The following is a 25,415-nucleotide window of genomic DNA, read 5'->3' as shown; positions in this document are numbered from 1 at the left end:
CGATTTTAGATATTGTTATGAACTATTGCAGTTGGAGGATGCCAACGCAGGAGAGGAACAGGCGGATCGCCGCCGACCGTTCGCGTTTCGCGACGGTCCCGATCCACGTTCGCGTCCGAAAGACGACGGACATGGGAGGATCATCATGCGTAAGTGGACGTTGCTGCTGGCGGGAACCGCCTTGTTGCCGGCAGGTGCCTGGGCACAGGATGCCGCGCCGCCGAGCGACCCGGTCACCGCGACCGCCGCCAGCGACGACAGCGCGGTGGGCGAGATCATCGTGACGGGGCAGAAGACGTCCGAGCGCCTGTCGCGCGCGCCGATCGCGATCAGCGTGGTGTCGCAGGATTCGCTGACCCGGCAGGGCGTCGATTCCGCCTCCGCACTGGCGACCACCGTGCCGAATTTGCAGTTGAGCGCCAATGGCTTCGCGGTGCGCGGCATCGGCAGCAACAACAGCTTCAGCGGCTATTCGACGGTCGCGACGCAGATCGACGGCATCTACGAACCCTCGGCGCAGGCGCTGTCGTTCGGCCTCTATGACCTGGGCGCGGTGGAAGTGCTGCGCGGGCCGCAGGGCACCGTCTATGGCCGCAACGCGACCGCCGGTGTGGTCAATATCAACACCGCCGACCCGCGCAGGACGCGCGGTGTCACCGCCGATCTGCAGATCGGCCGCTTTAACGAAGTCCGCGCGCGCGCCGCCGTCGATCTGCCGGTCAGCGATGCGTGGCGGCTGCGCTTTGCCGCCTATCGCCAGGTCGATGACGGGGTGGACGATAATTTCGGCGCGCGGCACGGATACGGCAAGACCGACCAGTCGGGGCTGCGCGTCACCTCGCTGCTCGACGTCGGGCCGGTGACGTGGCGGCTGTCGCTGAACTATGGCCGCAACGAGGGGACGGTTCCGGCGAGCTACCTGACCAGCATCAACACTTATCCGCAGGGCAACCTTGCCGCTGGCACCTTCGGGCCGCGGCAGGTGATCGAGACCGACGCGCTGAACGTCGGACAGGCGGCGGTGCGCGACAACCGCATGGACCTCGAATATTATTCCGCCCGCTCGCGGCTGGGGTGGCAGGTCGCCGATGGGCTCTCACTGACCTATCTGGCGGGCTATACGCTGCTGAAGAACGACGGCATCGATGCCGCGACCGGCGTGTTTTCGCAGGAATCGATCGATCGACGCACCGAAAGCTGGTCGCATGAGGTCAACGTCAATTACGACCGCGGCATATTGAACCTCGTGCTCGGCGGGTTCCTGTATCAGGATCGCCAGCCGTCGGGCACGCGGCTGCTGCATGCTGGCGACACCGCGCCCGCGCCGTTCAACACCGTCTACAACCTGATCGGCGCGAAGATCGCGGGGACCGGCACCGGCATCTCGACGATCAGCGGCGTCGATGTCGTCACCAGCTATCGCGGGCAGGGCACCAAGTCGCAGGCGGTGTTCGGGCAGGGGACGCTGGAAATCCTGCCGGGCCTCAAGCTGATCGGCGGCATCCGTTCGACCTGGGAACAGGTGAACGCACGCAACATCGAGCTGGTGTGCCCCGGCGACACGATCAACCGGCAGAACATTACGCCCACGACCTGCCCCGGCATCCCGTTCGTCTTTGCGCTGTCGAACGATACCAACCGGCCCGAGGCGAAGTTCGACAATATCAGCTGGAAGGTCGGCGCGAATTACGAGGTCAGCCCGACCACGCTCGTCTATGCGACGGTCAGCACCGGCTTCCGTGGCGGCGGGCTGGAGGCGAGCGGCAATGCGCCGCAGTTCCGGCAATATCGACCGGAGACCGTGACGAACTACGAAGCGGGCGTGCGCACCACGTTGATGGACGGCAAGCTGTATCTCAGCGCCACCGGCTTCAACATGGAGTATAAGGACCTGCAGGTGTCCAGCATCGTGCTGAACCCACTGACCAACCAGGTATCGGCCGTCACCACCAATGCCGCGACGGCGCGGTTGCGCGGGATCGAGCTGGAGGCGAGCTTGCGCCCGACCCCGCGTGACCGGATCGGCGGCTATGTCTCCTACCTCGACGCGCGGATCAAATCCTTCCCGACCGCGTCGGACAATCTCAATTCGGCGAGCGGCAATTATAATGCGTTTGCGCCGGCGTTCGGGTTCCGGCCGCTGCCGGCCAACCTGATCCTCGATGCGTCGGGCAACCGGCTGGCCAACGCACCGAAATGGAGCGGGCGGTTCAGCTATGCCCACACCTTCGACCTGTCGAGCGGCGGGCGGGTGATCCCGAGCGTCGATTTCTATGCCCAGTCGCCGACCTATAGCGACGTGCAGAATTATGCGCAGAGCCGGCGCGATGCGTACACCAAGACCGACCTGAACCTGCGGTTCGAGGATGCGGACGACCGCTATTCGATCACCGCCTTCGTCAACAATGTCGAGGACAGCCGCGTGCCCAACACGCTGGTGACGGTGTGGAGTTCGACCACCGCCAATTACGATCCGCCGCGCACCTATGGCGTGCGGCTGGGCATGAATTTGCGGTGAGGCGGAAGGCCGGGGCGGTGCGTAGCCGCTCCGGTCGTTCCTCACGTCTCGCAGAGCACCCTCACCGTACCCCCGCGCAGGCGGGGGTCCAGAGCCGCAAGAACGACGGTTCGTGCGTGGTACCCTGGACCCCCGCCTGCGCGGGGGTACGGCACGCCTGCTCACTCGCTGTAATCGGACCAGAAGACCGAATCCCGCGCCTGGGTCGGATCGCGGCCGATGAAGCATTCGGCGACCAGCCTCCGCAACCACGACACCGCCGGGTCGGTGTGCGAGCGCCGGTGCCAGAACTGGCGCAGCTCGACGCCGGGGACGGTGAAGGGCAGCGGCAACAGTTTCAGGCCCAGCAGCCGGGCATAGATGCGCCCGACCGCCTGCGGCACCACGGTGATCATGTCCGATCCGGCGACCAGCAGCGGCACGCTCATGAAATGCGGCGAATGCAGCGCGATGCGGCGGTCGAGGCCCAGCTCGCGCACCTGTCGTTCGAAGCGTTCCTGACTGCGCCCCTCCTGCGACACGACGATATGGTCCAGTGCCAGAAACTGGTCGAGGGTGAGCGTGTCACCGATCGTCGGATGATCCCCGCGTACCAGGCAGACGAAATGCTGCACGAACAGCGTCTGTTCGAACAGGCTGGCCGAATTGGCGTCGGTCAGGTGACCGATGGCGAGGTCGATCGTGCCGCGCGCCATGCCGTCGATCAGCTGGGCGGGATCGGCCGCGACGGAATGCACCGTCACCCCCGGCGCGCGTTCGCGCAACCGCGCCATCAGGTCGGGGAGGAAGACGAGGTCGCCCAGATCCGACAGGCTGATGGTGAAGCTGCGGTCGGAGCGCGCGGGATCGAACCGGCCGGCGGGCAGGATTTCGGACTGGATCGTCGCGAGCGTCCGTAGCACGGGTTCGCGCAATCCTTCCGCCAGTGCGGTCGGCACCATGGCGCCGCCCTGCCGCACGAACAGGTCGTCGCCGAAATGGTCGCGCAGGCGGCGCAGCGCAATGCTGACGCCCGGCTGGGTCAGGCCGAGCGTGCGGGCGGCGCCGGAGACGCTGCCTTGCGAGAATAGCGCGTCGAGGACACGGAGCAGGTTCAGGTCGAGCGGCGGCATGTCGTGTAGTTATACGAGGTATAAGCGGGATATGCGATGCTTATGAGCGTAGTGGCTGATAGCATCGCGCCATGAACCGAGAGCCGTCGCGAACGGCCGGACAGGAGCAGGACATGACCATCGATACGCTCGTCGCCCCGCCTAAGCCGCGTGCCGCTGTACCGCAGGCACCGCGCACGACCTGGCCGGTCAACGCATGGTATGTCGCCGCGACCGCCGCCGAGATCACCGACAAGCCGCTCACGCGCCAGATCACCGGACGGCGGATGGTGTTCTTCCGTCCGGCGAGCGGCGGCGTGGTCGCGCTCGAGGATTTCTGCCCGCATCGCGGTGCGCCGCTGTCGCTGGGCTTCGTGCGCGGCGATACGATCGTGTGCGGCTATCACGGGCTGGCGCTGAACTGCAAAGGACGGCCGGACAATATGCCGGGGCAGCAGGTCGGCAAGTTTCCCTCGGCGCAGAATTTTCCGGTGATCGAACGCTATGGCTTCATCTGGGTATGGCCGGGCGATCCCGAACAGGCATCGGCCGACAAGCTGCATCCGCTGCCCTGGGCGGAAAGCCCCGACTGGGCCTATGGCGGCGGGCTGTTCCATATCGCGTGCGATTATCGGCTGATGATCGACAACCTGATGGACCTGACCCACGAAACCTATGTCCATGCCAGCAGCATCGGGCAGAAGGAGATCGACGAGGCGCCGGTCAAGACCGAGGTGACGCCCGAAGAGGTCGTCACCAGCCGGGTGATGGACGGGGTGACGGCGCCGCCCTTCTGGCGGATGGCGCTGCGGGGCGCCGGATTGCCCGAGGATGCGGTGGTCGACCGGTGGCAGAAATGCCGGTTCAGCCTGCCCAGCCATGTGATGATCGAGGTCGGCGTCGCGATGCAGGGCGAGGGCGGCTATGACGCGCCGGCGGACAAGAAGGCGGCGAGCATCGTCGTCGACTTCATCACGCCCGAGACCGAGACGTCGCACTGGTATTTCTGGGGCATGGCGCGGCAGTTCGCGGTGGACGATGCGGCGTTGACCGAGTCGATCCGCGAAGGGCAGGGGAAGATTTTCTCCGAGGATCTCGACATGCTCGAACAGCAGCAGCGCAACCTGACCCAATTTCCTGAGCGCAAGTTGCTGAAACTGAACATCGATGCCGGTGGCGTGCGGTCGCGGCTGATGATCGACCGGGCGATCGCGCGCGAACAGGTCGAGGCCGAATGAGTACGGACCCGCGCCGGTTCGACGTGCTGATCGTCGGCGGCGGCCATGGCGGTGCGCAGGCGGCGATTGCGCTGCGGCAAAAGGGGTTTGCCGGCAGCATCGCCATCGTCGGCGAAGAGGTCGATCCGCCCTATGAACGACCGCCCTTGTCCAAGGAATATCTGGCCGGGGACAAGGCGTTCGAACGCATCCTGCTGCGTCCGCTCGCCTTCTGGGCCGAGCGATCGATCGAGTTGCTGCTCGGCCGGCGGGTGGTGCGGGTCGATGCCGATGCCCACCGGGTCGAGACGGCGGCGGGCGAGGCGTTCGTTTATGGGCAACTGATCTGGGCGACCAGCGGCAGCCCAAGGCGGCTGACGTGCAGCGGGCACGACCTGCCCGGCATCCATGGCGTGCGGACGCGCGCCGATGTCGATGCGATCATGGCCGAGCTGGCCGGGGTGCGGCGCGTCTGCATCATCGGCGGCGGCTATATCGGGTTGGAAGCGGCGGCGGTGCTGACCAAGTTCGGCAAGCAGGTCACGCTGCTGGAAGCGCAGGACCGGGTGCTGGCGCGGGTCGCGGGGGCGCCGCTATCGGCGTTCTACGAAGCGGAACACCGTGCGGCGGGGGTCGACCTGCGGACCGGGGTGACGGTCGACTGTATCGAGCGGGGCGAGCAGAGCGGGTTGTCGGTACGGACCGCCGATGGTGGCGTGTTCCCGTGCGAGATGGTGATCGTCGGCATCGGCATAGTACCGGCGGTCGAGCCGTTGCTGGCGGCCGGCGCTGTGGGCGGTAACGGCGTTGAGGTGGATTCGTGGTGCCGCACCACGCTGCCGGATATCTTCGCCATCGGCGATTGCGCGGTGCAGGCGAACCGCTTTGCGGAAGATGCGCGCATCCGGGTCGAAAGCGTGCAGAATGCCAATGATCAGGCCGCGACCGTCGCGACGTTGATCGCGACCGGTGAAGCGCCGCCGCATGCCGCGCTGCCCTGGTTCTGGTCGAACCAATATGATCTGCGGTTGCAGACGGTCGGGCTGTCGATGGGGCATGACGATGTCGTGGTCCGTGGCGATATGGCCGCGCGCGCCTTTTCGCTCGTCTATCTGCGTCGGGGGCAGGTGATCGCGCTCGATTGCGTCAACGTCACGCGGGATTATGTGCAGGGGCGCAAGCTGGTCGAACAGGGCGCATCGCCGCCGCGCGAGCGGCTGGCCGATACGAGCGCGCCCCTCAAGGAGTTGTTGTGATGCCGATGCTGCGCGTGACCACTCGCGACGGATCGGTGCGCGAGATCGATGGGCCGGTTGGACTGTCGGTGATGGAGGCGATCCGCGACGGCGGGATCGACGAGCTGGCAGCAGTGTGCGGCGGATGCTGTTCGTGCGCGACCTGCCATGTCTATGTCGATGCTGGCGACATGGCGCTGCTGCCACCGATGACGGCGGATGAGGACGACTTGCTCGACGCGTCGGAGCATCGCACCGCGCGGTCGCGGCTGTCGTGCCAGATCACGGTGTTCGACGGGCTGCGGGTGGAGGTTGCGCCGGAGGACTGAGCCGGGCAATGCCCAATCCCTCAACGTCACCCCGGGTCAAGCCCGGGGTGACGACGGAATTGGCTCAGTCGGTCGTCACCGCGCGCTGTTCGATCCGCTCCAGCAGGTCGAGCAGGGTCGCCTTTTCGGCAGCGGTGAAGCCCGACAGCAGCCGCTCCTCGTGCGCCTCGATCCGTGCGACGCATTCGGTCAGCATGCGCTGGCCCTCCGCCGACATGCCGAGGGTGAAGGCACGGCGGTCGGTCGGGTCGGTTTCGCGGACGATAAGCCCCGCCTCGATCAGTTCGTTGATCAGCGGCACCATATTGGCGCGCTTGATCCCCAGCAGGCGGCCGACCGTGCCCTGGTTGATCCCCGGATTGTCGGCGACGACCGCCAGGATGCCCATCGGGATCTGGCGGATACCGGTGCCCTCCAGCGTCACGGCGAAGTCGCTGGCGAAGACGGCGGAGGCGCGGCGCAGGCGATAGCCGACCAGCCGGCCGAGCGTCGTGGTATGGGGTTGCGGTTCGGTCATGCCGATGGGGAAGCCATGTTCCGCGAACCGCGTCAAATTCTAATCGCGGATCGGAGCGTGCGGGGCTGTGCGCAGGGTCAGCAGCGCCGGAGCGACCGCCAGCGCCACGACCGCGATCATCGCGCCGGGCACCATCACCCATCCGGTCGATTCCAGCAGCCAGTGCGAGACGAGCGGGGTCAGCCCGCCGAAGATCGCGGTGGCCGCCGTGGCGCCGAGCGCGAGGCCGCTCAGCCGTCCTTCGCCGGGAAGCTGTTCGGCGGTCGCGACGGCACCGACCGCGCTCATCGCCCCGCCCAGGGCCGCCAGCACCAGCGCCCCGATCAGCGCTGACGAACCGGCACCCGCCATCCACGCGAACATCGTCATCGGCAGGATCGCGGCGGCGATGCAGATGGCGATCAGCACCGGCTTGCGCCCGACATGGTCGGACAACAACCCGACCAGTGGCGTGACCGCGATCACCATCACGGCGGCGGCGGTCGCCAGCCACAGCGCATCGCCTTCGCCCATCGCGCCGGTGCTGGTCAGGAACGACGGCAGATAGACGATGCCGACATAATAGGTGATCGACCCCAGCGCCGAGATGGCGAAGCCGCGCGCGATCGCCACGCGGTGATGGGTCAGGGCATGGGCGATCGGGTTGGTCGGGACCGATCCGTCGCGCTGCTGGCGTTCGAATTCGGGCGATTCCTGTAGTGTCGACCGGGCGATGCCGATGGTCGCGGCCAGCGCCGCACCGATGAAGAAGGGGATGCGCCAGCCCCATGCCGCCAGCTGTTCGGCGGACAGCAGCGAGACGACCGCCGCCGAGATGCCGACCGCGAGCAGCCCGCCGACCTCGCTCGCCGCCGAGGCCGACGAGGTGACCAGTCCGCGCCGGTCGGGCCTTGCCCCTTCGTAGAGATAGGCGACGACCCCGGTATATTCGCCACCGACCGAGAAGGCCATGACGCAGCGCAAGCCCAGCAACAGCCACCCCGCCGCCGGGCCGATCGCGTCGCGCGTTGGCAGCAATGCGATGCCCAGCATGGCGATCGTCATCAGCGCCATCGACAGCAACATCATCCGCCGTCGCCCGAACCGGTCGCCGACCTGCCCGAACACCAGCGCGCCCAGCGGTCGCATCAGATAGGATACGGCGAACCCGCCCAGCGTCACCGCCAGCGACGTCGTACCGCCGCCATAGAAGACGCGCGACAACACGGTCGCCAGATAGAGATAGAGGGTAAAGTCGTACCATTCGACGACCGTCGAAAAGGCGGCGATGGTCATCGACCGGCGCGAAAGGCCGTGCTGCGTGCCGCCGTCGTTCATCGCCTTTCCCTTCGCGAGAGGTGGTGGCGGGTTATCGGACGGGCGGCAAGGGGGTTGTGGGAAACTGCCTTAATCCTGAACACCAACGTCACCCCGGGTCAAGCCCGGGGTGACGGAGTGGCTGCTGGCGCTTGGGCCTACAGCGCGGTGAACCGGAAGTCGCGGAAGCGGGCGGTGCCGGCGCCAGCCGAGTACAGCCCCGGCCGCAGCATCAGGAAGCCGCCGCGGACATTGTGGTGATAGCCCGATACCTCCATCCCCCGGTCGAAGCGCTGCCATGTCCTGCCGTCGTCGCCGCTGGTATGGAAGGACACGATATGCCGGTCGTTGGTGACGCGCATTCGCATCCGGCGGCCACGGGGATTGGCCGGCCGTCCGCGTTCGATGCCATATTGGTGGGTGACGAAGCGCCGTTCGTCGAAACCGAGGCCGCAATAGAGCTGGTCGTCGTAGAACAGGATCAGCCCGGCGGTTCCGCCCGGCGCGATCTCGATATCGCATTCGAAGCGATAGCTGGTGTCGCCGGCGATCAGCAGCAGCGGCGCACCGTCCGATGGCGCCTTGCCCTTCGCATCGAGCAGCAGCGCGCCGTCCTGCACCCGCGCCCGCGCGCGATCCTCGGGCGTCGGACGGAAGAAATTCCATTTGGTGCCGAGCGCCAGCGTGCCGAAATCGTCGGTCAGCGGCTGGCCGTGCCGCACCGCCTGTCCGCCGCGCGGTTTCGCGATCGGGCGCGACAGGTCGCCGCCGGTCATGCGGAACCAGCCATCGGGCGTCCATTCGACCGGATCGAGCAACGTCTGTCGCCCAAGCGTCCAATAGCCATTTTCATAGCCGTGATAGACCGACCACCAGCTGCCGTCCGGTCCCTCGACCAGTGTCGCGTGCCCCCGCGACCACCATTTTTCCTGCAGGGAGGTCGTGCGGACGATCGGGTTGCCGGGATGATGCTCCCACGGGCCATGGATCGATCGCGAACGGGCGGCGATCACCATATGGCCGGTCGGCGGCCCGGCCGTACCGCCGACGGCGGTGACGAGATAGAACCAGTCGCCGCGCCTTGTGACCTTCGGTCCCTCCGGGCTGAACCCCTCGACATCCCACGTATCGGGATAGCGCCACGGGTCGTAGACATGCTCGACCGTGCCCACCGTCGACAGCCCGTCGTCGGACAGGCGGATGCGGTCGCCGCCCGACAGGAACAGCCAGCGCGACCCGTCCTCTCCGACGGCATGGCCCGGATCGATATGGTCGGGCAGCTTCAGGTCGATCGGTTCCGACCATGGCCCGTCGATATGATCGGCCCAGATCACCCAGCTGGTCGTCGGGTTCTTGGTGGGCACGTAGAGGTAATAGCGGCCCTTGTGCTTCGTTAGCTCGGGCGCCCAGACCGCCCCGATATTGGTCCTGAGCGCCGCCGTGCGCGGGGTCCAGTTCACCAGATCGCGCGAATGCCAGATGACCAGCCCGGGATAGGAATCGAAGGTCGAGAAGGTCATGTAATAATCGCGACCGTCCTTCAGGATCGTCGGATCGGGATGGTCGCCCGCCATCAGCGGGTTGAGGAACCGTCCGTCGCCGAGATCGGCGATCCGCTGGTTGTCATAGCCGCGCCGGGGCGTGGGGGCGGCGACCGGGGTCGCCAGTCCGGTGGCAGGCAGGGCGGACAGTGCTCCGCCCAGCGCCGCGCCCGCCATCACCCCCCGGCGCGAGAGGGTGCTCACATCTTCACCCGCGCGCCGACCAGCAGCGTGCGCCCGAAATGGTTGTTCTCGTAATTGCGGCGCGCATCGACGTCGACGATCCGGCGGCGATAGGCATCGGTCAGGTTCGTGCCCTCCAGCGACAGTTCGAGGAAGTCGGTCAGCTTGTAGCGGATCGACGCATCGACATTGGCGATCGAATCATACCCTTCGAAGATGTTGCCGGTGCCCGACCCGCCATCGACATAGGGCCCGCGATAGGCGACCGAGGTCCGCGCGCTGAACTTCGCGTCTTCGTAATAGAGCGTCGCGTTGAACTGTCGCTTCGACACATTGTAGAGGGTTTCGGTGCGGGTAACGGTCGGCAGCGCGCCGCCGGGAACGGTCGCGGGCGCCTGCTGCGTATAATCGGCCTCCGACCGGACGAAGGTCGCGTTCACGATGCCGCCGAAATTGCGCAAAACGCCGGGCAGGAAGCGGAACGGCGCCTGCAACGCGATCTCGATCCCGTCCAGCGTCGCGCCGGTGCCGTTGGTCGTCGTCGCGATGGTCCAGATATCCTGTCCCTGTAGCGCCGGGTTCACCGCGGCGGGCGAGGAGGGGACGAGGACCGAGGGCGACAGACCGGTTTCGGTAAAGGTGCCGCTGCGCGTGACGGCGACCGGGAAGCTCGCAATATCCTTGCGGAACAGCGCGACCGAGAAGGCCGATTGCGGCGCGAAATACCATTCGGCGGCAAGGTCGTAATTGGTCGCGCGGAACGGTTCGAGGAACGGATTGCCGCTGGTCACGCGGAAGTTGAAGCCGTCGGCCGACCCGCCCGGCGTCAGGTTGCCGAGCGACGGGCGGGTGATGACCTTGGCGATCGCGCCGCGCACGATGATGTCGCTGGTCGGGTACAGCGCGACGTTCATCGAGGGCAGCCAGTCCTCGTAATCGCGCTTCACCGTCACGTTGACGCCGCTGTTGATACCATAGGACGACTGGTCGGTGCGGACATAGCGGATACCGGCATTGGCGGCATATTCGAGGCCGAAGACCGTGCCCTTGGCATCGAATTGCAGATAGCCGCCCTTTGTCTCCTCGACGACGCCGCGGTTATTGCCGACGTCGAGCGCGAGCGGACGGTCGTACAGCCCGGTGAACTGCGTCGCGGCGTCGAGGTTCGGGATCAGCCATTGGGTCGTGGTGCCCGCCGGCGCCTTTGCCCCCCGCAGCGTGAACAGCTCCGACAGCTGCGGCGTCGCCTGGAAGCCATAAACGGCACTCGGGCCGAACGCGGTGCTGGCCGAACAGGTGATGGTGCCCAGCACCAGATCGCGCCCGCCATTGCCGCACACCGCCGTGTCGCGGGTGAAGGCGGTGATGTCATAGTCGTAGCGCCGCCACATGCCGCCGACGCGGACCTGGAACCCCTCCGCCACGTCCCATTCGGTGCGCAACTGCGCGGTCTTGAACTGGTTCACCACGTCCGAGGGACGGTCGCGGATTTCGGCCAGCTGGAAATTCGCGGGATCGGTGACGCTGGTGCCGAACGCGAGCAGCGGCGAATTCTTGTCGCTGTAATCGTAGCGATAGCCCTGGGCATCGCGGTCGTCGAACACGAGGGTCGTTTCGACCGGCACGCTGGCGTCGGACTTGGAATAGCCGCCGAGCAGGGTGAAGCGGAACTTGTCGGTGACGTCCTGATCCCAGGTTCCGCCGATCTGGTAGAATTCGGTCTGCGACTGGCGATAGAAATGCTCGGTCCGCACCCACGCGTCGTTCAGCGTCGCCGACACCATGTTGTTGTTGTCGTCATAGGTCGGGTTGAGCACGTCGATCTGCCGCTCGTTGGAGCGCAGCAGCACCTCGCCCCATTTCTCGCGACGGTCGGCGCGGAAGCGCGAATAGAGGCCGTCGATCGACACCTTGGTCGCATCGGTCGGCGACCATTGCACGCTGCCGGTCAGACCCAATCGCTCGCGGCTATGCTCGACCTCACCATAGCGCGGGATGCGCGGGTGGAAGGACAGAGCGGCACGGTCGCACGCGGCGCTGGCGATATAGGTGCCGCCCCGGTTCGGCGCGGTCCAGCAGCGCGTGCCGTCGACCGAATCGAAGCGCGCCTGCGCCCAGCGGACGGTGTTGTTGCCGATCTCCTTGGTGCGGGTATCCTGATAGGCGGCGGAAACCGACGCGCCGAGCGTCCCGTCGGGCGACTTCCAGCCGATCAGGCCGGCGAAGCGCGGTCCGACCGTCTTCGACAGGTCGTTATAGTTCGCGACGGCGGAGGCGGCGATGGTCACGCCGGTCTTGCCGGCCAGCGGATTGCCGGTGTTCAGGTCGACCACCGCGCCCAGCGACCCTTCGTCCAGATCGGCCGAAGCGGTCTTGTGTACCACGATCGAGCTGAACAGTTCGGATGCGAAGACGTTGAAGTCGAACGACCGGTCGCGATTGGCCGAGGCGCCGTCGCTCGACGTGGTGACGGTTTCGAGGCCGTTGACGCGGACGCGGGTGAATTGCGCGCCGAGACCGCGAACGGTGATCGCGCGGCCTTCGCCGCCGTCGCGCTGGATCGCGATGCCAGGAATGCGCTGGAGCGATTCGGCGAGGTTCTGGTCGGGGAATTTGGCGATATCCTCCGCCACGATCGCATCGACCGCGCCGACCGACGTACGCTTCACGTTCAGCGCGGCATTCAGCGACGCGCGAAACCCGGTGACGACGATCTCGCCCTCGGCATCGTCCGCCGTCTGGGCCGGTTCGGCGGGGGCGGGTGCGTCCTGTGCGTGGGCTGCGCCGGCAACGGCGATGAGCGACGTCGCGGCAAGTAGCGCGCGAATGAGGCGGCGGTCGGTGCGAACTTCCATGGCAATCCCTCTCCCTGCCCGATGACACCGGGAGCATTATTGCTCCTGCTCCGGCCATCTGCTTTCGGCGACACGGTTCCCGGTTCGGCCCGCGCCTCCGTCGATCCTCCTCGCGATGGTATGATTCGCCGCGAGAATCCGGTTTCGCCGTTTTCGGCTTGAGAAACCGGTGTCAACGCGACATTGTGCCGTCACGACGAAGCTGTCAAGAAGCGCGCGGAGAGGAAATCAATATGAACCGACGGATTGCCCTGGCCCTATACGGGCTGTTGCCATTCGCTTTGGCCACGCCGGTCGCTCAGGCACAGAATGTCGCGGTGTCTTCGGGGGTTAGCGCGTTTCCCGGCGCGCAGGGATGGGCGGCGGCGACGCCCGGCGGGCGTGGCGGACGCATCCTCCGCGTGACGACGCTGGCGGCGGATGGGCCCGGTTCGCTCAAGGCTGCGCTGGAGGCCAAGGGGCCGCGCATCGTCGTGTTCGAGGTGGGCGGGGTGATCGATCTCGGCCGCACCACGCTGACCATCACCGAACCGTTCCTGACCATCGCCGGACAGACCGCGCCGTCGCCCGGCATCACGCTGATCCGCGGCGGGATCGACATTCGCGCGCATGACGTGATCGTCCGCCACCTGCGCGTGCGCCCGGGCCTCGACGGACAGCCCAAGCGGTCGGGGTGGGAGGTCGACGCGATGAACACCGTGTCGGCGCGCAACGTCATCGTCGACCATTGCACGATGAGCTGGGCGCTGGACGAGAATCTCTCCGCCTCCGGTCCACGGTTCGAGGGGGCGACACCCGACGACTGGCGGCGTGGGACCAGCCATAACATCACCTTCAGCTACAACCTGCTGTCGGAGGGCCTTGCCGATGCCAGCCATCCCAAGGGCGAGCACAGCAAGGGGTCGCTGATCCACGACAACGCGACCGGCGTGCTGATCTGGCGCAACATCTATGCCCATAATGTCGAACGCAGCCCGCTGCTGAAGGGCGGCGTGCAGGCGGCGGTGGTCAATAACCTGATCTACGACCCCGGCACGCGGGCGGTGCATTACAACCTGATGGCGCTGGAATGGGCCGGGCATGACTATCAGGAGGGCAAGCTGTCGGCGGTCGGCAATGTGATGCGCGCCGGGCCGTCGACCGATGCCGGTCTGCCGTTCCTGATGCTCGGCGGCGATGGCGACCTGCGCTATCACGGGCGCGATAACGTGGCGGTCGACAAGCATGGCAATCCGCTGCCGATGTTCGGCCGCTATGGCGTGACGCGGGCGAAGCTGATCGAGGCGAAGACCCCGCCGGTCTGGCCGACCGGGCTGCCGGTGCTGCCGGCGCAGGATGTCGAGACGCATGTGCTGGCCAATGCCGGCGCGCGGCCATGGGACCGCGATGCCGACGACATCCGCGTGCTGTTCTTCGTCGCCGAGGGGCGTGGAAAGATCATCGACGACGAACGCGAGGTGAGCGAATATCCCCATCCGGTGCCGACTGCGGCGCCGTTCGTCGAGGCGGAATGGGATCTGGTGACGATGGAGCCGAAATCGGGACGCTATCCGGGGCAGAAGGGGCCGATCCAGGAATCGCTGTCGGCGCGCGACCGGGCGATGCGGCAATGATCGTGCGGCTGATCGTCGCGCTGCTGGCGCTGCTGTTCGCGGTGCCGGGACAGGCGGCAGAGCGCGTGCTGCTGTTCCACCGCGCGACCGGGTTCGTGCATGATTCGATTCCGGTCGCCGTCGTCGCACTGACGCAGATGGCGCGCGCGCGAGGGCTGGAGCCGGTGGCGAGCGATGATCCGGCGGTGTTCGACCGTCCGCTCGACTATGCCGCGATCGTGCTGGTATCGACCACGACCGACCCGAAACGCCCGGAGAGCGAATGGTTCGTGGGGCCGCGGCGGGACGCGCTGCAACGCTATGTCGAAGGCGGCGGCGGGATCGTCGCGATCCATGCGGCAGCCGATTCGCACTATAGCTGGCCCTGGTATGCGCGGATGATCGGCGGGCGCTTCGCGCAGCATCCGCCGGGTGTGCCGGAGGCGGAGGTGATGCGATCGGCCGAGCGGCATCCGGCGATCGACGGCCTGCCCGAGCGCTTCCGCATTGCCGACGAATGGTACGGCTTTCGCGACCTGTCGACCGATCTCGATCAGCTGCTGACGTTCGATCCGCAGTCGATCGGGGCGAGCGACGTGAACCCGAAGCCGCTGGCGTGGGCACACCGGGTCGGGCAGGGGCGGGTGGTCTACTCCGGCCTTGGCCACCGCAAGGAGAGCTGGGCCGATGCGCGGGTGCTCGCCCATGTCGGCGGAGCGCTCGACTGGGCGACCGGTCGGGGCAAGGCGCCGGCCATGGTCGTGATCGACGAGGCGACGACGCGGGTGCGCGAGGCGCCGCCGCATGGAAAGATCGGCATGAGCACCGCCTGGCGGATCACCGACCGCGTGCCCGGCCGGACGATGGAGTTCCGCCGCCGCACGCTGGACAAGGGCGCCGCGATCGGCGTCCACCGCATCGACCATGACGAGGTGTATCAGCTGCTGTCGGGCGAGGGCGACGTGACCAGCGACGGCGTGACGCGCCGGGTGGCGGCGGGCACGACCGTCTATCTCTATGCCGGGGCCGAGGTCGGGATCGCGCAGCGTGGGGCCAAGCCGCTGGCGCTGACGATCGCCTATCCGCTGGCGATGCCGGTGCGGTAAGGGCCTGATCCATCCGATTGGAAGCCTCACCCCAGCGAAGGCTGGGGTGTCAAGCGGCTCTTGCCGCGTGCCATCACCGGGAGATCCCAGCCTGCGCTGGGATGACGTCTGGTTCGATGCAGGGGGATCAAACGCTAGGTTCCCGGCTGAATATAGGGGAAGCGGGCGAAGAGTTCGCGTTCCCAGCGGCGGGGGTCGTTGACCGCCTGGCTGGTGGTGTCGAACACCATCGTCGCGCGGGTCGGCAGGGTGTGGTGCCGCCAGTCGCGGCCGGGATTGCCATGGGTGGCGAGCGAAACGAAGGCGGCCATCATCCGCTGCGACAGGGCGCGGGCGGCGGGGCCGGTGCCGCTCATCGAACCGGGGGCGTCGAGCGTGCCGAACACCAGCGGAATGTCGTCGGTATGCGCAGCGCGGCCGCCGGGGCGGACGGGCGAGGCATAATCGAGCTGGTAGACCCAGGCGGGCGAACCGGCGGCGGCGCGGGCCTCCGCCTCGATCACCTGTCCCGGCCAGCTGCGCCCGGCGGTGGTCGCGCGGTAGAGGATATCCTCCGGCGTCATCGCCGGGAATTGCGCGCGATACTGGGCGACGACCCATTCGGGCGGGGCGTCGACGCGCAGCTGCGGGGCGATGCGTTCGGCCAGATTGGTCCAGTGGAGGTCCGGCTGCGGCGCGATGAAGGCGCGGGTCTCCTCGCGGGTATTCCCTAGAATCAACGGAATATGGCGGCCGAGCGGATGGGCGTCGGGCCAGAAGGGATGGCGCTGAAGCGACCGCATGTCGAGCACCGGCCCCATATAGACCCCGCCGCCGAGGATCGGGTCCTCGGCCGCCAATGCGTCGACCAGGCGGGCGATCGGCAGGGTCGCGGCTTCGGCGGGGGTGGCCTTGAGCCGGGCGAGGAATGCCTGGGCGCGGCGGGTGGCGTTGAGGGGGCCGGAGGCGGTGACCTGCTGGCCGCTCATGGTCGCGGCGGCGTGGAACAGGCCGGTGGCGTCGGGCATCGCCAGGAGGGTCGCGATCTTCGCCCCGCCGCCCGACTGGCCGAACAGCATGACGCGGGACGGATCGCCGCCGAAGGTGGCGATGTTGTCGCGTATCCACCGTAGTGCGAGCAGTTGATCGCGTTGTCCAACATTGCCGCTGTCGGGAAAGCGCGGGTCGAGCCGGGCGAGATAGAGATAGCCCAGCGCGTTCAGCCGGTGGTTGACCGTCACCACCACGACGTCGCCGTCCGCCGCCAGTTTGTGGCCGTAGACCAGCGGATCGACCACCGTGCCGGTCGTGTAGGCGCCGCCATGGAAATAGACCATGACCGGGCGATTGGCGCCGCGCCGGGCATCGGGGGTCCAGACGTTGAGGAACAGGCAATCCTCATTCTGGTCGTCGATGTTGGCACGTTGCGGGCAGGACGGCCCGAAATCGGTCGCGGCCAGCGTGTCGCGGGACGGAGCGGGCGCCGTAACGGGTTGAAATCGAAAGCGGGTCGGGTCGACGCCGTAGCGGATGCCGCGAAAGACGTGGACGCCAGCTTCGGTGGTTCCGCGCCAGCGTCCGGCCGGCGCGGTGACGACGGGGTCGGCGGTGCGCGGTGCGGCGCGGGCGGGGCGGACCAGCGCCAGTGCGGCGGCGCCGGCGATCAGGTCGCGGCGGGCGATCGGTAGATGGTGCATGGGTCCTCTCCCTTCGACGTCGCGCTGACTCCGTGCGTGCGGCTGACGGCGCGCTTGCGGAGGGATGTTCCAGCCTGCGCCGGAGCGACGCTATCGAGGCAAGGTAATCGGTGTCATTCTTCCCCGCAAGTCACTCCTGCGGTTTGGCGACCGAGGCGCGGCGGATCAGGGTCGAGACGAACATCGTCTCTTCCGCCGGGGGGGCGTCGGCGTCGGGTTCGTCGTCATCGTCGCCGATCAGCTTCAGCGCGGCGGCGCGGGCCATGGTGGCGATCGGCCAGCGGACCGTGGTGAGCGGCGGCCAGAGGTGCGAGGCGATCGAGGTATCGTCGAACCCGACGATCGACAGGTTTTCCGGCACGTCCAGCCCGCGCTGCCGCGCGATGTGCAGCGCGCCTGCGGCCATTTCGTCGTTCGAGGAAAAGATCGCGGTCGGACGCGGCGACAGGTCGAGCAGCCGTTCGGCCGCGCGCATGCCGGATTCGAAGGTATAGTCGCCCTGCGCGATCCAGGTGCGCTGCACGCCGAGCCCCGCCGCCTCCATCGCCGCTTCATACCCCTGCTGCCGTTCGAAGGCGGAGCGGAAGCCGTGCGGGCCGGCGATCATGCAGATGCGGCGATGGCCGGCGGCGAGCAGATGATCGATCGCGCCGCGCACCGCCTCCCGGTCGTTCGACGAGACCATGTGGGCGGGATCGTCGAACGCGGCGGACCCCATGCGGACATAGCGGCAGCCGATCTGCGCGCACAGCGCCGCGAGCGCGTCGTTTTCGGAAATGGGCGGGAGCAGCATCACGCCATAGGGACGCTGCCGTTCGAGGAAGCGGCGGATTTCGTCGCGCATGTCGGGCGCGCCCCGATCGACCGGATGGACGAGCAGTTCGAATTCGGTGTCGCGCAACACCTCCAGCAAGCCCTGCTGCACGCGCAACACCATCTGCGCATTGGGATTGTCGTGGATGAGCGCGATCAGGAAGTTGCGGCGCAGTGCCAGCGCGCGCGCCTGAGGATTGGGAATGTAGCCGAGGTCGGCGATGACCGCCTGAACCTTGTCCCGCGTCTCTCCATTCAGGAGCGGCGACTGGTTGATGACCCGGCTGACCGTCTTTTTCGAGACTCCGGCCAGTCGGGCGACGTCGTTGATGGTCGGCTGGCCGGTTTTCTTCATGCAGCTTCGATAGCTTGACCGGAACGATCCGCCAATGTCCCGAAGGACGATTTCGCCGCCTTGCGTGTGACACCGGTTTCCTATACGCCGATCGCGGATTTGAGAGAGGCTGTGGGGCATGGGTAATCGCGATCGGATCGCGCAGGCGTTCGTGACGGCACGGCGGCAGGCGGTGGGCCTGTCGCCCTATCCGGGGGAGGCGCCGACGACGCTGGCCGAGGCCTATGCCATTCAGGACCGCGCGATCGCCATCGACGGCCGCACGGTCGCGGGATGGAAGGTCGGGCGGATCAACGCGCCGCTGGACACCGCGCTGGGTGCCAACCGGCTGGCCGGGCCGATCTTCGCCGATCAGGTCGTCGGCACGGAGGCGGGCGCAATGGCGGTGATCGCCGACGGCTTTGCCGCGGCCGAAGCGGAATATTGCGTGCGGATCGGCCGGGCGCCGGAGCCGGGGCGGACCGGGCTGTCGCTGGACGAGGCGCTGGACCTGGTCGATGCGGTCCATGTCGGGATCGAGATCGCCAGTTCGCCCTATGCCGGGATCAATGCCGACGGGCCGCTGGTCACGATCAGCGATTATGGCAATAATTACGGGCTGTTGATCGGGGCGGAAGTGCCCGGCTGGCGCGAACTGGGCTTTCTCGACTGGCCGGTGGAATCGCGGATCGACGGCGCGGTGGTCGGCACGGCGACCGCGCGGACGATGCTCGACGGGCCGATCGGCGCGGTGGCGTTCCTGGTCGACTGCCTCGCCGCGCGCGGGGTGCCGCTGACGCCGGGGACCTGGGTGTCGTCGGGCGCGGTGACGGGCGTGCACCAGATCCGGCCGGGGCAGCGGTTCGAGGCGGAGTTCGGGGCGATGCGCGTCGCGTGCGGGATCGTGGCGGCGGGCGGTGCGGCGGATTCAGACCGTACCCCCGCGCAGGCGGGGGTCCAGGGTTCCTGATCGCGACGGCTTGATCTCGTGGCTCTGGACCCCCGCCTGCGCGGGGGTACGGTGAAGCAGCGAGCCGTCACCCCTAACCAACACCGCGGAATCGGCCCCGACAGACGGGCCGATCCGCAGAGGATGCAAGCGGAGGCGTGGAATGACGGAGCAGGCTGACGGCATCGAACGTGCGGCGACGCGCGCGGGCCGCTATCGCTGGGGGATCGTCGCGCTGTTGTTCATGGCGACGGTCATCAACTATGTCGACCGGCAGATGATCGGGGTGCTGAAACCCACCCTGTCCAAGGACCTTGGCTGGACCGAAACCGATTTCGCCAACGTCATCTTCTTTTTCCAGATGGCCTATGCGATCGGCTATATCGGGTTCGGGCGGATCGTCGACGTGATCGGCGCGCGCATGGGCTATGCCGTCGCCTTCGTCATCTGGCAGGTCGCGCATATCGCCCATGGCGGCGCGTATAGCGTGACGCAATTCGCGATGGCGCGCTTCGGTCTGGGCGTCGGCGAGGCGGGCAATTTCCCCGCCGGTATCAAGGCGGTGACCGAATGGTTCCCGGCCAAGGAACGCGCCTTTGCCATCGGCGTGTTCAACGCCGGGGCCAATGTCGGCGCGATCATCACCCCGCTGGCGGTGCCGGTGCTGACGCTCGCCTATGGGTGGCGCATGGCGTTCGTCGTGACCGGCGTCGTCAGCCTGGTGTGGCTGGTCGCGTGGCTGGCCTTCTACCGTTCCCCCCGTGAGCACAGGAAGCTGTCGACGGCCGAACTGGCATGGATCGAGCAGGACCCGGCCGATCCGGTGCAGCCGATCGCGTGGCGCCGGTTGGTAACGAAGCGCGAGACCTGGGCCTATGCGCTGGGCAAATTCTGCATCGATCCGATCTGGTGGTTCTTCCTGTTCTGGCTGCCGGGCTATCTGGGCGACCGCTACGACCTCGATCTGCTCAGCTTCGGGCCGCCGCTGGTCGCGATCTATCTGTTGTCGGACCTGGGCAGCGTTGCGGGCGGATGGCTGTCGTCGCGGCTGATCGCCAGCGGGCGGACCGTCAATTTCGCGCGCAAGGCGACGATGTTCGTCTGCGCGGTGGCGGTGCTGCCGGTGCTGTTCGCGCAGTCGATCGACAATCTGTGGGTTGCGGTGCTGGTGATCGGGATCGCGACCGCGGCGCATCAGGCTTTTTCGGCGAACCTCTACACGCTGCCGTCCGACCTGTTCCCGCGCGCGGCGGTGGGGTCGGTCGTCGGCATCGGCGGGACGGTCGGCGCGGTCGGCGGCATGTTGATGGCGAAGTACGCCGGTTATGTGCTGGACAGCATCGGCAGCTATGCGCCGTTGTTCTTCGTTGCCGGGTCGGCGTATTTCGTGGCGTTGCTGCTGGTGCATGTGTTGTCGCCGCGGTTGGCGCGGGTGGAGGGGGCTTGAGGCTCCGCCACTCCGTTCGTGCTGAGTAGAGACTGAGTGAAGTCGAAGGCTCGTATCGAAGCATTTGGGGCGGTCCTTCGATACGCCGCTTCGACAGGCTCAGCGGCTACTCAGGACGAACGGTGGGGGTTGGTTTTCTCCGTTTGGTTCGAGCAGCTTCGAGCGTAGTCGAGAAGCGTCTGTCGAGAACGCCTTGCCCCAAACGGGGAGTTCTCGACGGCCGCTTCTCGACAGGCTCGAAGCTGCTCGAACCAAACGGGGTTGTTGGAGAGAAGTCGCTACTCCCCCGCCAAACGCATCAGCGCCGTCCATTCCCCGTCCGTCACCGGCGACACCGACAGCCGCGACTGGCGCAGCATCGCCATGTCCTGCAACCCGACCGCCGCCTTCATCGCCGCCAGCGTCACGGGGCGGGGCAGGGCGCGGTCGGGCTCCACGCGGACCGACACCCAGCCTTCGTCGCCATCCGCCTGCGCCGCGCGGGCGATGCGCGCGATGCCGACCGCCGCCTTGTCCTTGCCCGAATGATAGAAGATCGCGTCGTCGCCGACCGCCATCGCGCGCAGATGCTTTGCGGCGGCGTGGTTGCGCACCCCGTCCCATTCGGTGCCGCCGTCGCGGACCAGATCGTTCCAGCCATAGCTGTCGGGTTCGGACTTCAACAGCCAGTGTGCCATGGTTACCCCTTCCCTAAACCGCCGGTGAATGGCCGGTTCCGCGTCCGTTCAGTCGCCCGGTGCTATCGACTCGATCATCGGCGCAGATGCGTCGTCGTGACAAGGGCCTTGCTGGCCCCCACGCAGGTTGAGGAGATTGGCATGAATAGCTTGCTGACCAAGGCGGGCCTGGGGTTGTCGCTGGCCGCGACGGCGCTGACCGCTGCCGCGCCGGCCGATGCACAGTGGCGCCGCGGCTATGGCTGGGACCGTGGCTACGACCGCGGCTGGCACCGGGGCCGCGACAATGGCGGTGCGGCGGTCGTCGCCGGCATTGCGGGCCTCGCGATCGGCGCGGCGCTGGCGTCGAGCGCGAACGACCGGCGGTTCCGCGATCGCTATTATCGCGACCGGGGCTATGCCTATAATTACGACGACCGCTTCTATCGCCAGCGGGGCTATTATCCGAACGACGGCTATTACGCCTATCGCTACAACAACTATCAGCGGTGCTGGGTCGAGCGGCGCTACGATCCCTATTACGACCAGACGGTGCGCGTGCGCGTTTGTAACTGATTGTTGACCGCACGACATGCGGCGGGGCGGGGGAGCGATCCTCCGCCCTTTCCGCTTGGCGGGCGCGGCGTTTTGCGGCATGGGCCGCGCCCATGACTGATACGCCCCCCGATCGCCTCTCGATCAATCCGCGCAGCCCGCATTTCGACCAGCCCGTGCTGGAGCGCGGCATCGGCATCCGCTTCAAGGGCGCCGAGCGCAACGATGTCGAGGAATATTCGATCTCCGAAGGCTGGATCCGCGTCGGCCTCGGCAAGAAGGTCGACCGCAAGGGCCAGCCGCTGACCATCAAGCTGTCGGGCCCGGTCGAAGCCTATTTCCAGACGCCGGCCGAGGGTGCGGATGCGCCTGCGGACGAAACGAAGGGCGGCGAGGCGGAGTAATAGAGGGCGTCGCCCCAGTGAAGGCTGGGGCCTCCTGCGGCGAGGAGCGCGCCTGATTACGGAGAGACCCCAGCCTGCGCTGGGGTGACGTTCGTGGCGCGGATTGTGGAGGCTAGGCTTCCCGCGCCATCCGCTTACCCACATGCTGTTCGCCGCGTCTGGCGGCCAGCATCACCTGTCGGTGCCGTTCGGCCTTCGCCGCCAGCGTCGCGGCGTCGCGGGTGCCGGCGCAGGCGGGGCATTGTACGCCTTCCTCGAACAACGGTGACGTGCGCTCTTCCGGGCTGACCGGCATGCGGCAGCCGCGGCATAGCGCGTGGGTGCCTTGCGTCAGCCCATGGCCGACCGCGACGCGTTCGTCGAAGACGAAGCATTCGCCCTCCCACGCACTCGCCTGCGCGGGCACTTCCTCCAGATATTTCAGGATGCCGCCGTCGAGGTGATAGACGTCCTCGACGCCTTCGCCCTTCAGGAACGCGGTGGATTTCTCGCAACGGATGCCGCCGGTGCAGAACATCGCGACCTTGCGTTTGCCGGCCAGCAGCATGTCGCGATTGGCGCGGAACCAGTCGGGAAAGTCGCGGAAGCTGTCGGTCTGTGGATCGACCGCGCCGGCAAAAGTGCCGACCTTCACCTCATAGGCATTGCGGGTGTCGATCACGACCGTTTCCGGGTCGGCGATCAGCGCGTTCCAGTCGGCGGGGGCGACATAGGTGCCGACGATCCGATTGGGATCGGTGCCGGGCACGCCCATCGTTACGATCTCGCGCTTCACCCGCACCTTCAGCCGGTGGAACGGCATCGTCGCCGCATGGCTGAACTTCGGTGTCAGGTCTTCGCAGCCGGGCAGGGCGCGGATCGCGGCGAGCGCGGTGGCGATGCCCTCCGCGCTGCCGGCGATGGTGCCGTTGACCCCTTCCGAGGCGATCAGCAGCGTGCCGCGAACCCCCGCCTCGGCCAGCACAGTTTCCAGCGTGTCGCGGACCGCCTGCGGGTCGGCAATCTTCGTAAAGCGGTAGAGTGCCGCGACGGTCAGCCCGGTCATCAGTGGACGAAGCGCGCCACCACGTCGCGGTACGAGCGGCTGACCTTCACCTGCGAACCCGATTCGAGGATCAGGAAACATTCGCCATTGGTGTGCGGCTTCACCTGCTTGACGAGGTCGAGATTGACGATGGTCGAGCGGTGCACCCGCTGGAACCGGCGCGGGTCGAGCCGCTTTTCAAGGTCCTTCATCGTCTCGCGCAGCACCAGCGAATTGTCGCCGGTGTTGATGACCATGTAGTCGCCCGCCGCCTCGATCATCTCGATCGTGTCGACATCGACGCGGAAGATCTGGCCGCGATCCTTGATGTTGATGAGCTTTTCGAAGCGGTTGGCGCCGACCGCGTCGTCGTTCGCGCCATCGGCCGCTTCCATTTCCGCCGCGGTGTCCGGCGCGACTTCGGCGAGCACTTCCTTCAGCTTCTCGACCTCGGCCTGGCCGCGCTTTTCCGACAGGCGCTGGCGCACGCGATCGAGCGTATCGGCGAGGCGCGATTCCTCGACCGGCTTCATCAGGTAATCGACCGCCTGCGCCTCGAACGCGCGGATCGCGTGGTCGCTGTACGCGGTCACGAACACCACCAGCGGCGGTTCGACCTCCATCAGCCCCTGCACCACCGAAAAGCCGTCGAACCCCGGCATCTGGATGTCGAGGAAGACGAGGTCGGGCTTATGGGTCTTGATCGACCGGATCGCTTCGCGGCCGTTCTGGCATTTGTCGATGATCTCGACATCCTCATGCGCCTGCAACCGCAGTTCGAGGCCCTGAATCGCCAACGATTCGTCGTCGACAAGGATGGTACGGATGGTCATGCAGCCTCTTTGGTAACGTCTTGCGTCTGGTAGGGCAGTTCGATCTCGACCACGAACCCGCCGTCGTTGCCGGCGCGGGTTTCGAAACGATGGTCGGGGCCGTACGCCTGTGCCAGCCGGTCCCGGATATTCTGAATGCCGACACCGGTGGAAAGCGTCGGCCGCTTCGGTCCGTCGATCAAGCCGGGCCCGGTATCGGACACGGCGATCTGCACCCGATCCCCGGCCAGTCGAGCGGTGATCGCGATATCGGCCCCGTCCTCCTGCGGCGTGACGGCATATTTGATCGCGTTTTCGACCAACGGTTGCAGCAGCAGCGACGGCAACCGCGCGTGCGCCACGCGGGCATCGATGTCGAAACAGGTACGCAGGCGATCTTCGAACCGCATCTTTTCGATATCGAGATAGAGTTTGAGGGTTTCAACCTCCTGCTCCAGCGTGACGTGCGCGGTCGGTTCGTTGGCGAGCGTGTAGCGCAGGAACGACGACAGGCGGCTGAGCATCACATTCGCCTTCTCGGTCTGTTTCAGCAGGACGAGGGTCGAGATCGAATTCAGCGTGTTGAACAGGAAATGCGGGTTCAGCTGATAGCGCAGCATGGCGAGCTGTGCCGACGACGCCTGCATCTCCAGCATCCGCATCTCGTCGACCTGCTGTTCGACCACCAGGTAGAAATTGATCCCGAAATAGAGCGCCGACCAGCCGGTCAGCACGGTGAAGTTCAGGAACAGCGTGCCGAGCACCAGCGACAGGCTGACATCGGGCGACACGTTGCGGATGAAGGTGAAGACGAAGGCGTCGATCAGCGAATAGGCGAAGGTCGCCGCCGACAAGGTGCACATCGTCAGGAAGATCGCCGGCACGCGCGGCAGCGAGCGATAATAGCCGTAGAGCACGCTCATCAGCAGCGTCAGGCAATAGCCGACGATCACCTCGACGATATTGCCCAGCACATTCTTGAGCGACGCGGCGCTGGCCACGGTCGAGACCGAGCGCAGCAGCAGATAGCCGGTCCAGCCGGCCGCCTGCAGCAGCCAGAAGGCGCGGTTCTTCTGTTCGAAGAAGGGGCGCGAGAAAATGGCGGGCTTCGGCGTCATGCGCTCCGTCAGTCGTCTTGTGCCCCCGCATGGTCATAGCGGGGCGGGGGCGGGTTGGCAAAATGGCCTTAGCGCAAGCGGCCCCCAAACGAAAACCGCCGCCCCGTTGCCGGGACGGCGGTTCGCGGTTGGTTGGATCGGGTCGGG

The 25,415-nt window shown here is 66.9% G+C and carries 21 protein-coding genes and 1 pseudogene; 11 read left to right on the top strand and 11 right to left on the bottom strand.

Annotated elements, in window-relative coordinates:
* The first annotated feature begins 145 nt into the window (after window positions 1-145).
* On the top strand, window positions 146-2,518 hold the full coding sequence (locus tag PPZ50_RS15745; protein ID WP_272815478.1) for a TonB-dependent receptor: 2,373 nt from the start codon (window positions 146-148) through the stop codon (window positions 2,516-2,518).
* A 161-nt stretch (window positions 2,519-2,679) separates the two neighbouring features.
* Here PPZ50_RS15745 and PPZ50_RS15740 read toward each other — a convergent pair whose 3' ends face one another.
* Window positions 2,680-3,630: a LysR family transcriptional regulator gene (locus PPZ50_RS15740; RefSeq protein WP_272815477.1), complete on the bottom strand. Its 951-nt coding sequence runs from the start codon at window positions 3,628-3,630 to the stop codon at window positions 2,680-2,682.
* 113 nt (window positions 3,631-3,743) lie between these two features.
* On the opposite strand from PPZ50_RS15740, the gene PPZ50_RS15735 reads away from it, so the two are divergent.
* The 3 genes from PPZ50_RS15735 to PPZ50_RS15725 are packed head-to-tail and all read left to right on the top strand — an operon-like array spanning window position 3,744 to window position 6,390.
* Window positions 3,744-4,847, top strand: a complete 1,104-nt coding sequence (locus PPZ50_RS15735; protein ID WP_272815476.1) for an aromatic ring-hydroxylating oxygenase subunit alpha — start codon at window positions 3,744-3,746, stop codon at window positions 4,845-4,847.
* The gene (locus PPZ50_RS15730; RefSeq protein ID WP_272815475.1) at window positions 4,844-6,082 is read left to right on the top strand and encodes an NAD(P)/FAD-dependent oxidoreductase; all 1,239 of its coding nucleotides are present in this window, start codon (window positions 4,844-4,846) and stop codon (window positions 6,080-6,082) included. The genes PPZ50_RS15735 and PPZ50_RS15730 overlap by 4 nt, the downstream gene beginning before the upstream one ends.
* Window positions 6,082-6,390: a 2Fe-2S iron-sulfur cluster-binding protein gene (locus PPZ50_RS15725; RefSeq protein WP_272815474.1), complete on the top strand. Its 309-nt coding sequence runs from the start codon at window positions 6,082-6,084 to the stop codon at window positions 6,388-6,390. The genes PPZ50_RS15730 and PPZ50_RS15725 overlap by 1 nt, the downstream gene beginning before the upstream one ends.
* 64 nt (window positions 6,391-6,454) lie before the next feature.
* Here the strand turns inward: PPZ50_RS15725 and PPZ50_RS15720 are convergent, their stop codons facing one another.
* The 4 genes from PPZ50_RS15720 to PPZ50_RS15705 all read right to left on the bottom strand — a co-directional run bounded on the left by PPZ50_RS15720 (window position 6,455) and on the right by PPZ50_RS15705 (window position 12,782).
* On the bottom strand, window positions 6,455-6,943 hold the full coding sequence (locus tag PPZ50_RS15720; RefSeq protein WP_232307888.1) for a MarR family winged helix-turn-helix transcriptional regulator: 489 nt from the start codon (window positions 6,941-6,943) through the stop codon (window positions 6,455-6,457).
* A 3-nt stretch (window positions 6,944-6,946) separates the two neighbouring features.
* Window positions 6,947-8,224, bottom strand: a complete 1,278-nt coding sequence (locus PPZ50_RS15715; RefSeq protein WP_272815473.1) for an MFS transporter — start codon at window positions 8,222-8,224, stop codon at window positions 6,947-6,949.
* Window positions 8,225-8,361: 137 nt separating this feature from the next.
* Complete coding sequence (locus PPZ50_RS15710; RefSeq protein WP_272815837.1) at window positions 8,362-9,921, bottom strand: family 43 glycosylhydrolase; 1,560 nt, start codon at window positions 9,919-9,921, stop codon at window positions 8,362-8,364.
* A 23-nt stretch (window positions 9,922-9,944) separates the two neighbouring features.
* Complete coding sequence (locus PPZ50_RS15705) at window positions 9,945-12,782, bottom strand: TonB-dependent receptor (RefSeq protein ID WP_272815472.1); 2,838 nt, start codon at window positions 12,780-12,782, stop codon at window positions 9,945-9,947.
* A 233-nt stretch (window positions 12,783-13,015) separates the two neighbouring features.
* Between PPZ50_RS15705 and PPZ50_RS15700 the strand changes: the two genes are divergently transcribed.
* The 3 genes and pseudogenes from PPZ50_RS15700 to PPZ50_RS15690 all read left to right on the top strand — a co-directional run bounded on the left by PPZ50_RS15700 (window position 13,016) and on the right by PPZ50_RS15690 (window position 15,480).
* On the top strand, window positions 13,016-14,395 hold the full coding sequence (locus PPZ50_RS15700; RefSeq protein ID WP_126014217.1) for a pectate lyase family protein: 1,380 nt from the start codon (window positions 13,016-13,018) through the stop codon (window positions 14,393-14,395).
* Window positions 14,293-15,045: pseudogene (locus PPZ50_RS15695) on the top strand (ThuA domain-containing protein); the annotation flags it as partial. The gene PPZ50_RS15700 and the pseudogene PPZ50_RS15695, both read left to right, overlap by 103 nt.
* 84 nt (window positions 15,046-15,129) lie before the next feature.
* Window positions 15,130-15,480, top strand: coding sequence for a cupin domain-containing protein (locus tag PPZ50_RS15690; RefSeq protein WP_232307894.1), 351 nt, complete (start codon window positions 15,130-15,132; stop codon window positions 15,478-15,480).
* A gap of 134 nt (window positions 15,481-15,614) precedes the next feature.
* Here PPZ50_RS15690 and PPZ50_RS15685 read toward each other — a convergent pair whose 3' ends face one another.
* Both PPZ50_RS15685 and PPZ50_RS15680 read right to left on the bottom strand, forming a co-directional pair.
* Entirely contained in the window at window positions 15,615-17,156 is a 1,542-nt protein-coding gene (locus tag PPZ50_RS15685) for a carboxylesterase/lipase family protein (RefSeq protein ID WP_066689233.1), read from the bottom strand.
* A 130-nt stretch (window positions 17,157-17,286) separates the two neighbouring features.
* Entirely contained in the window at window positions 17,287-18,324 is a 1,038-nt protein-coding gene (locus PPZ50_RS15680) for a LacI family DNA-binding transcriptional regulator (RefSeq protein WP_066689235.1), read from the bottom strand.
* A gap of 118 nt (window positions 18,325-18,442) precedes the next feature.
* Here PPZ50_RS15680 and PPZ50_RS15675 point away from each other — a divergent pair, with 118 nt between their 5' ends.
* Window positions 18,443-19,273, top strand: coding sequence for a 2-keto-4-pentenoate hydratase (locus tag PPZ50_RS15675; RefSeq protein WP_066689237.1), 831 nt, complete (start codon window positions 18,443-18,445; stop codon window positions 19,271-19,273).
* Window positions 19,274-19,415: 142 nt separating this feature from the next.
* A complete protein-coding gene (locus PPZ50_RS15670) occupies window positions 19,416-20,699 on the top strand; it encodes an MFS transporter (protein WP_066689239.1) in 1,284 nt (427 codons plus the stop codon).
* A 278-nt stretch (window positions 20,700-20,977) separates the two neighbouring features.
* On the opposite strand, the gene PPZ50_RS15665 is transcribed toward PPZ50_RS15670, so the two are convergent.
* Window positions 20,978-21,376 (bottom strand): EVE domain-containing protein, encoded by a 399-nt coding sequence (locus PPZ50_RS15665; protein WP_272815471.1) that lies wholly within the window; start codon window positions 21,374-21,376, stop codon window positions 20,978-20,980.
* Between the two features lie 141 nt (window positions 21,377-21,517).
* On the opposite strand from PPZ50_RS15665, the gene PPZ50_RS15660 reads away from it, so the two are divergent.
* Together PPZ50_RS15660 and PPZ50_RS15655 are read left to right on the top strand one after the other, a co-directional pair.
* Window positions 21,518-21,931 carry a hypothetical protein gene (locus tag PPZ50_RS15660; RefSeq protein ID WP_066689242.1) on the top strand — a complete coding sequence of 138 codons (414 nt, stop codon included), beginning with the start codon at window positions 21,518-21,520 and terminating at the stop codon, window positions 21,929-21,931.
* A 92-nt stretch (window positions 21,932-22,023) separates the two neighbouring features.
* Window positions 22,024-22,314: a DUF3297 family protein gene (locus PPZ50_RS15655; protein ID WP_066689243.1), complete on the top strand. Its 291-nt coding sequence runs from the start codon at window positions 22,024-22,026 to the stop codon at window positions 22,312-22,314.
* Window positions 22,315-22,426: 112 nt separating this feature from the next.
* On the opposite strand, the gene trhO is transcribed toward PPZ50_RS15655, so the two are convergent.
* The 3 genes from trhO to PPZ50_RS15640 are packed head-to-tail and all read right to left on the bottom strand — an operon-like array spanning window position 22,427 to window position 25,268.
* Entirely contained in the window at window positions 22,427-23,359 is a 933-nt protein-coding gene (gene trhO, locus PPZ50_RS15650; protein WP_272815470.1) for an oxygen-dependent tRNA uridine(34) hydroxylase TrhO, read from the bottom strand.
* A complete protein-coding gene (locus tag PPZ50_RS15645) occupies window positions 23,359-24,171 on the bottom strand; it encodes a LytR/AlgR family response regulator transcription factor (protein WP_066689248.1) in 813 nt (270 codons plus the stop codon). The genes trhO and PPZ50_RS15645 overlap by 1 nt, the downstream gene beginning before the upstream one ends.
* A complete protein-coding gene (locus PPZ50_RS15640) occupies window positions 24,168-25,268 on the bottom strand; it encodes a sensor histidine kinase (protein WP_272815469.1) in 1,101 nt (366 codons plus the stop codon). The genes PPZ50_RS15645 and PPZ50_RS15640 overlap by 4 nt, the downstream gene beginning before the upstream one ends.
* Between the last annotated feature and the right edge of the window lie 147 nt (window positions 25,269-25,415).

Origin of the sequence: Sphingomonas hankookensis, from assembly GCF_028551275.1 — a bacterium.
GTDB lineage: Bacteria > Pseudomonadota > Alphaproteobacteria > Sphingomonadales > Sphingomonadaceae > Sphingomonas > Sphingomonas hankookensis_A.
This window is presented reverse-complemented; position numbering and strand designations above follow the sequence as displayed.

Coding starts and splice junctions, on each gene's coding strand:
- PPZ50_RS15710 (WP_272815837.1), bottom strand. CDS start 9,921: ATGGCGGGCGCGGCGCTGGGCGGAGCACTGTCCGCCCTGCCTGCCACC.
- PPZ50_RS15690 (WP_232307894.1), top strand. CDS start 15,130: ATGGTCGTGATCGACGAGGCGACGACGCGGGTGCGCGAGGCGCCGCCG.
- PPZ50_RS15745 (WP_272815478.1), top strand. CDS start 146: ATGCGTAAGTGGACGTTGCTGCTGGCGGGAACCGCCTTGTTGCCGGCA.
- PPZ50_RS15675 (WP_066689237.1), top strand. CDS start 18,443: ATGGGTAATCGCGATCGGATCGCGCAGGCGTTCGTGACGGCACGGCGG.
- PPZ50_RS15740 (WP_272815477.1), bottom strand. CDS start 3,630: ATGCCGCCGCTCGACCTGAACCTGCTCCGTGTCCTCGACGCGCTATTC.
- PPZ50_RS15715 (WP_272815473.1), bottom strand. CDS start 8,224: ATGAACGACGGCGGCACGCAGCACGGCCTTTCGCGCCGGTCGATGACC.
- PPZ50_RS15680 (WP_066689235.1), bottom strand. CDS start 18,324: ATGAAGAAAACCGGCCAGCCGACCATCAACGACGTCGCCCGACTGGCC.
- PPZ50_RS15725 (WP_272815474.1), top strand. CDS start 6,082: ATGCCGATGCTGCGCGTGACCACTCGCGACGGATCGGTGCGCGAGATC.
- PPZ50_RS15700 (WP_126014217.1), top strand. CDS start 13,016: ATGAACCGACGGATTGCCCTGGCCCTATACGGGCTGTTGCCATTCGCT.
- PPZ50_RS15670 (WP_066689239.1), top strand. CDS start 19,416: ATGACGGAGCAGGCTGACGGCATCGAACGTGCGGCGACGCGCGCGGGC.
- PPZ50_RS15705 (WP_272815472.1), bottom strand. CDS start 12,782: ATGGAAGTTCGCACCGACCGCCGCCTCATTCGCGCGCTACTTGCCGCG.
- PPZ50_RS15660 (WP_066689242.1), top strand. CDS start 21,518: ATGAATAGCTTGCTGACCAAGGCGGGCCTGGGGTTGTCGCTGGCCGCG.
- PPZ50_RS15640 (WP_272815469.1), bottom strand. CDS start 25,268: ATGACGCCGAAGCCCGCCATTTTCTCGCGCCCCTTCTTCGAACAGAAG.
- PPZ50_RS15685 (WP_066689233.1), bottom strand. CDS start 17,156: ATGCACCATCTACCGATCGCCCGCCGCGACCTGATCGCCGGCGCCGCC.
- PPZ50_RS15735 (WP_272815476.1), top strand. CDS start 3,744: ATGACCATCGATACGCTCGTCGCCCCGCCTAAGCCGCGTGCCGCTGTA.
- PPZ50_RS15730 (WP_272815475.1), top strand. CDS start 4,844: ATGAGTACGGACCCGCGCCGGTTCGACGTGCTGATCGTCGGCGGCGGC.
- trhO (WP_272815470.1), bottom strand. CDS start 23,359: ATGACCGGGCTGACCGTCGCGGCACTCTACCGCTTTACGAAGATTGCC.
- PPZ50_RS15665 (WP_272815471.1), bottom strand. CDS start 21,376: ATGGCACACTGGCTGTTGAAGTCCGAACCCGACAGCTATGGCTGGAAC.
- PPZ50_RS15655 (WP_066689243.1), top strand. CDS start 22,024: ATGACTGATACGCCCCCCGATCGCCTCTCGATCAATCCGCGCAGCCCG.
- PPZ50_RS15645 (WP_066689248.1), bottom strand. CDS start 24,171: ATGACCATCCGTACCATCCTTGTCGACGACGAATCGTTGGCGATTCAG.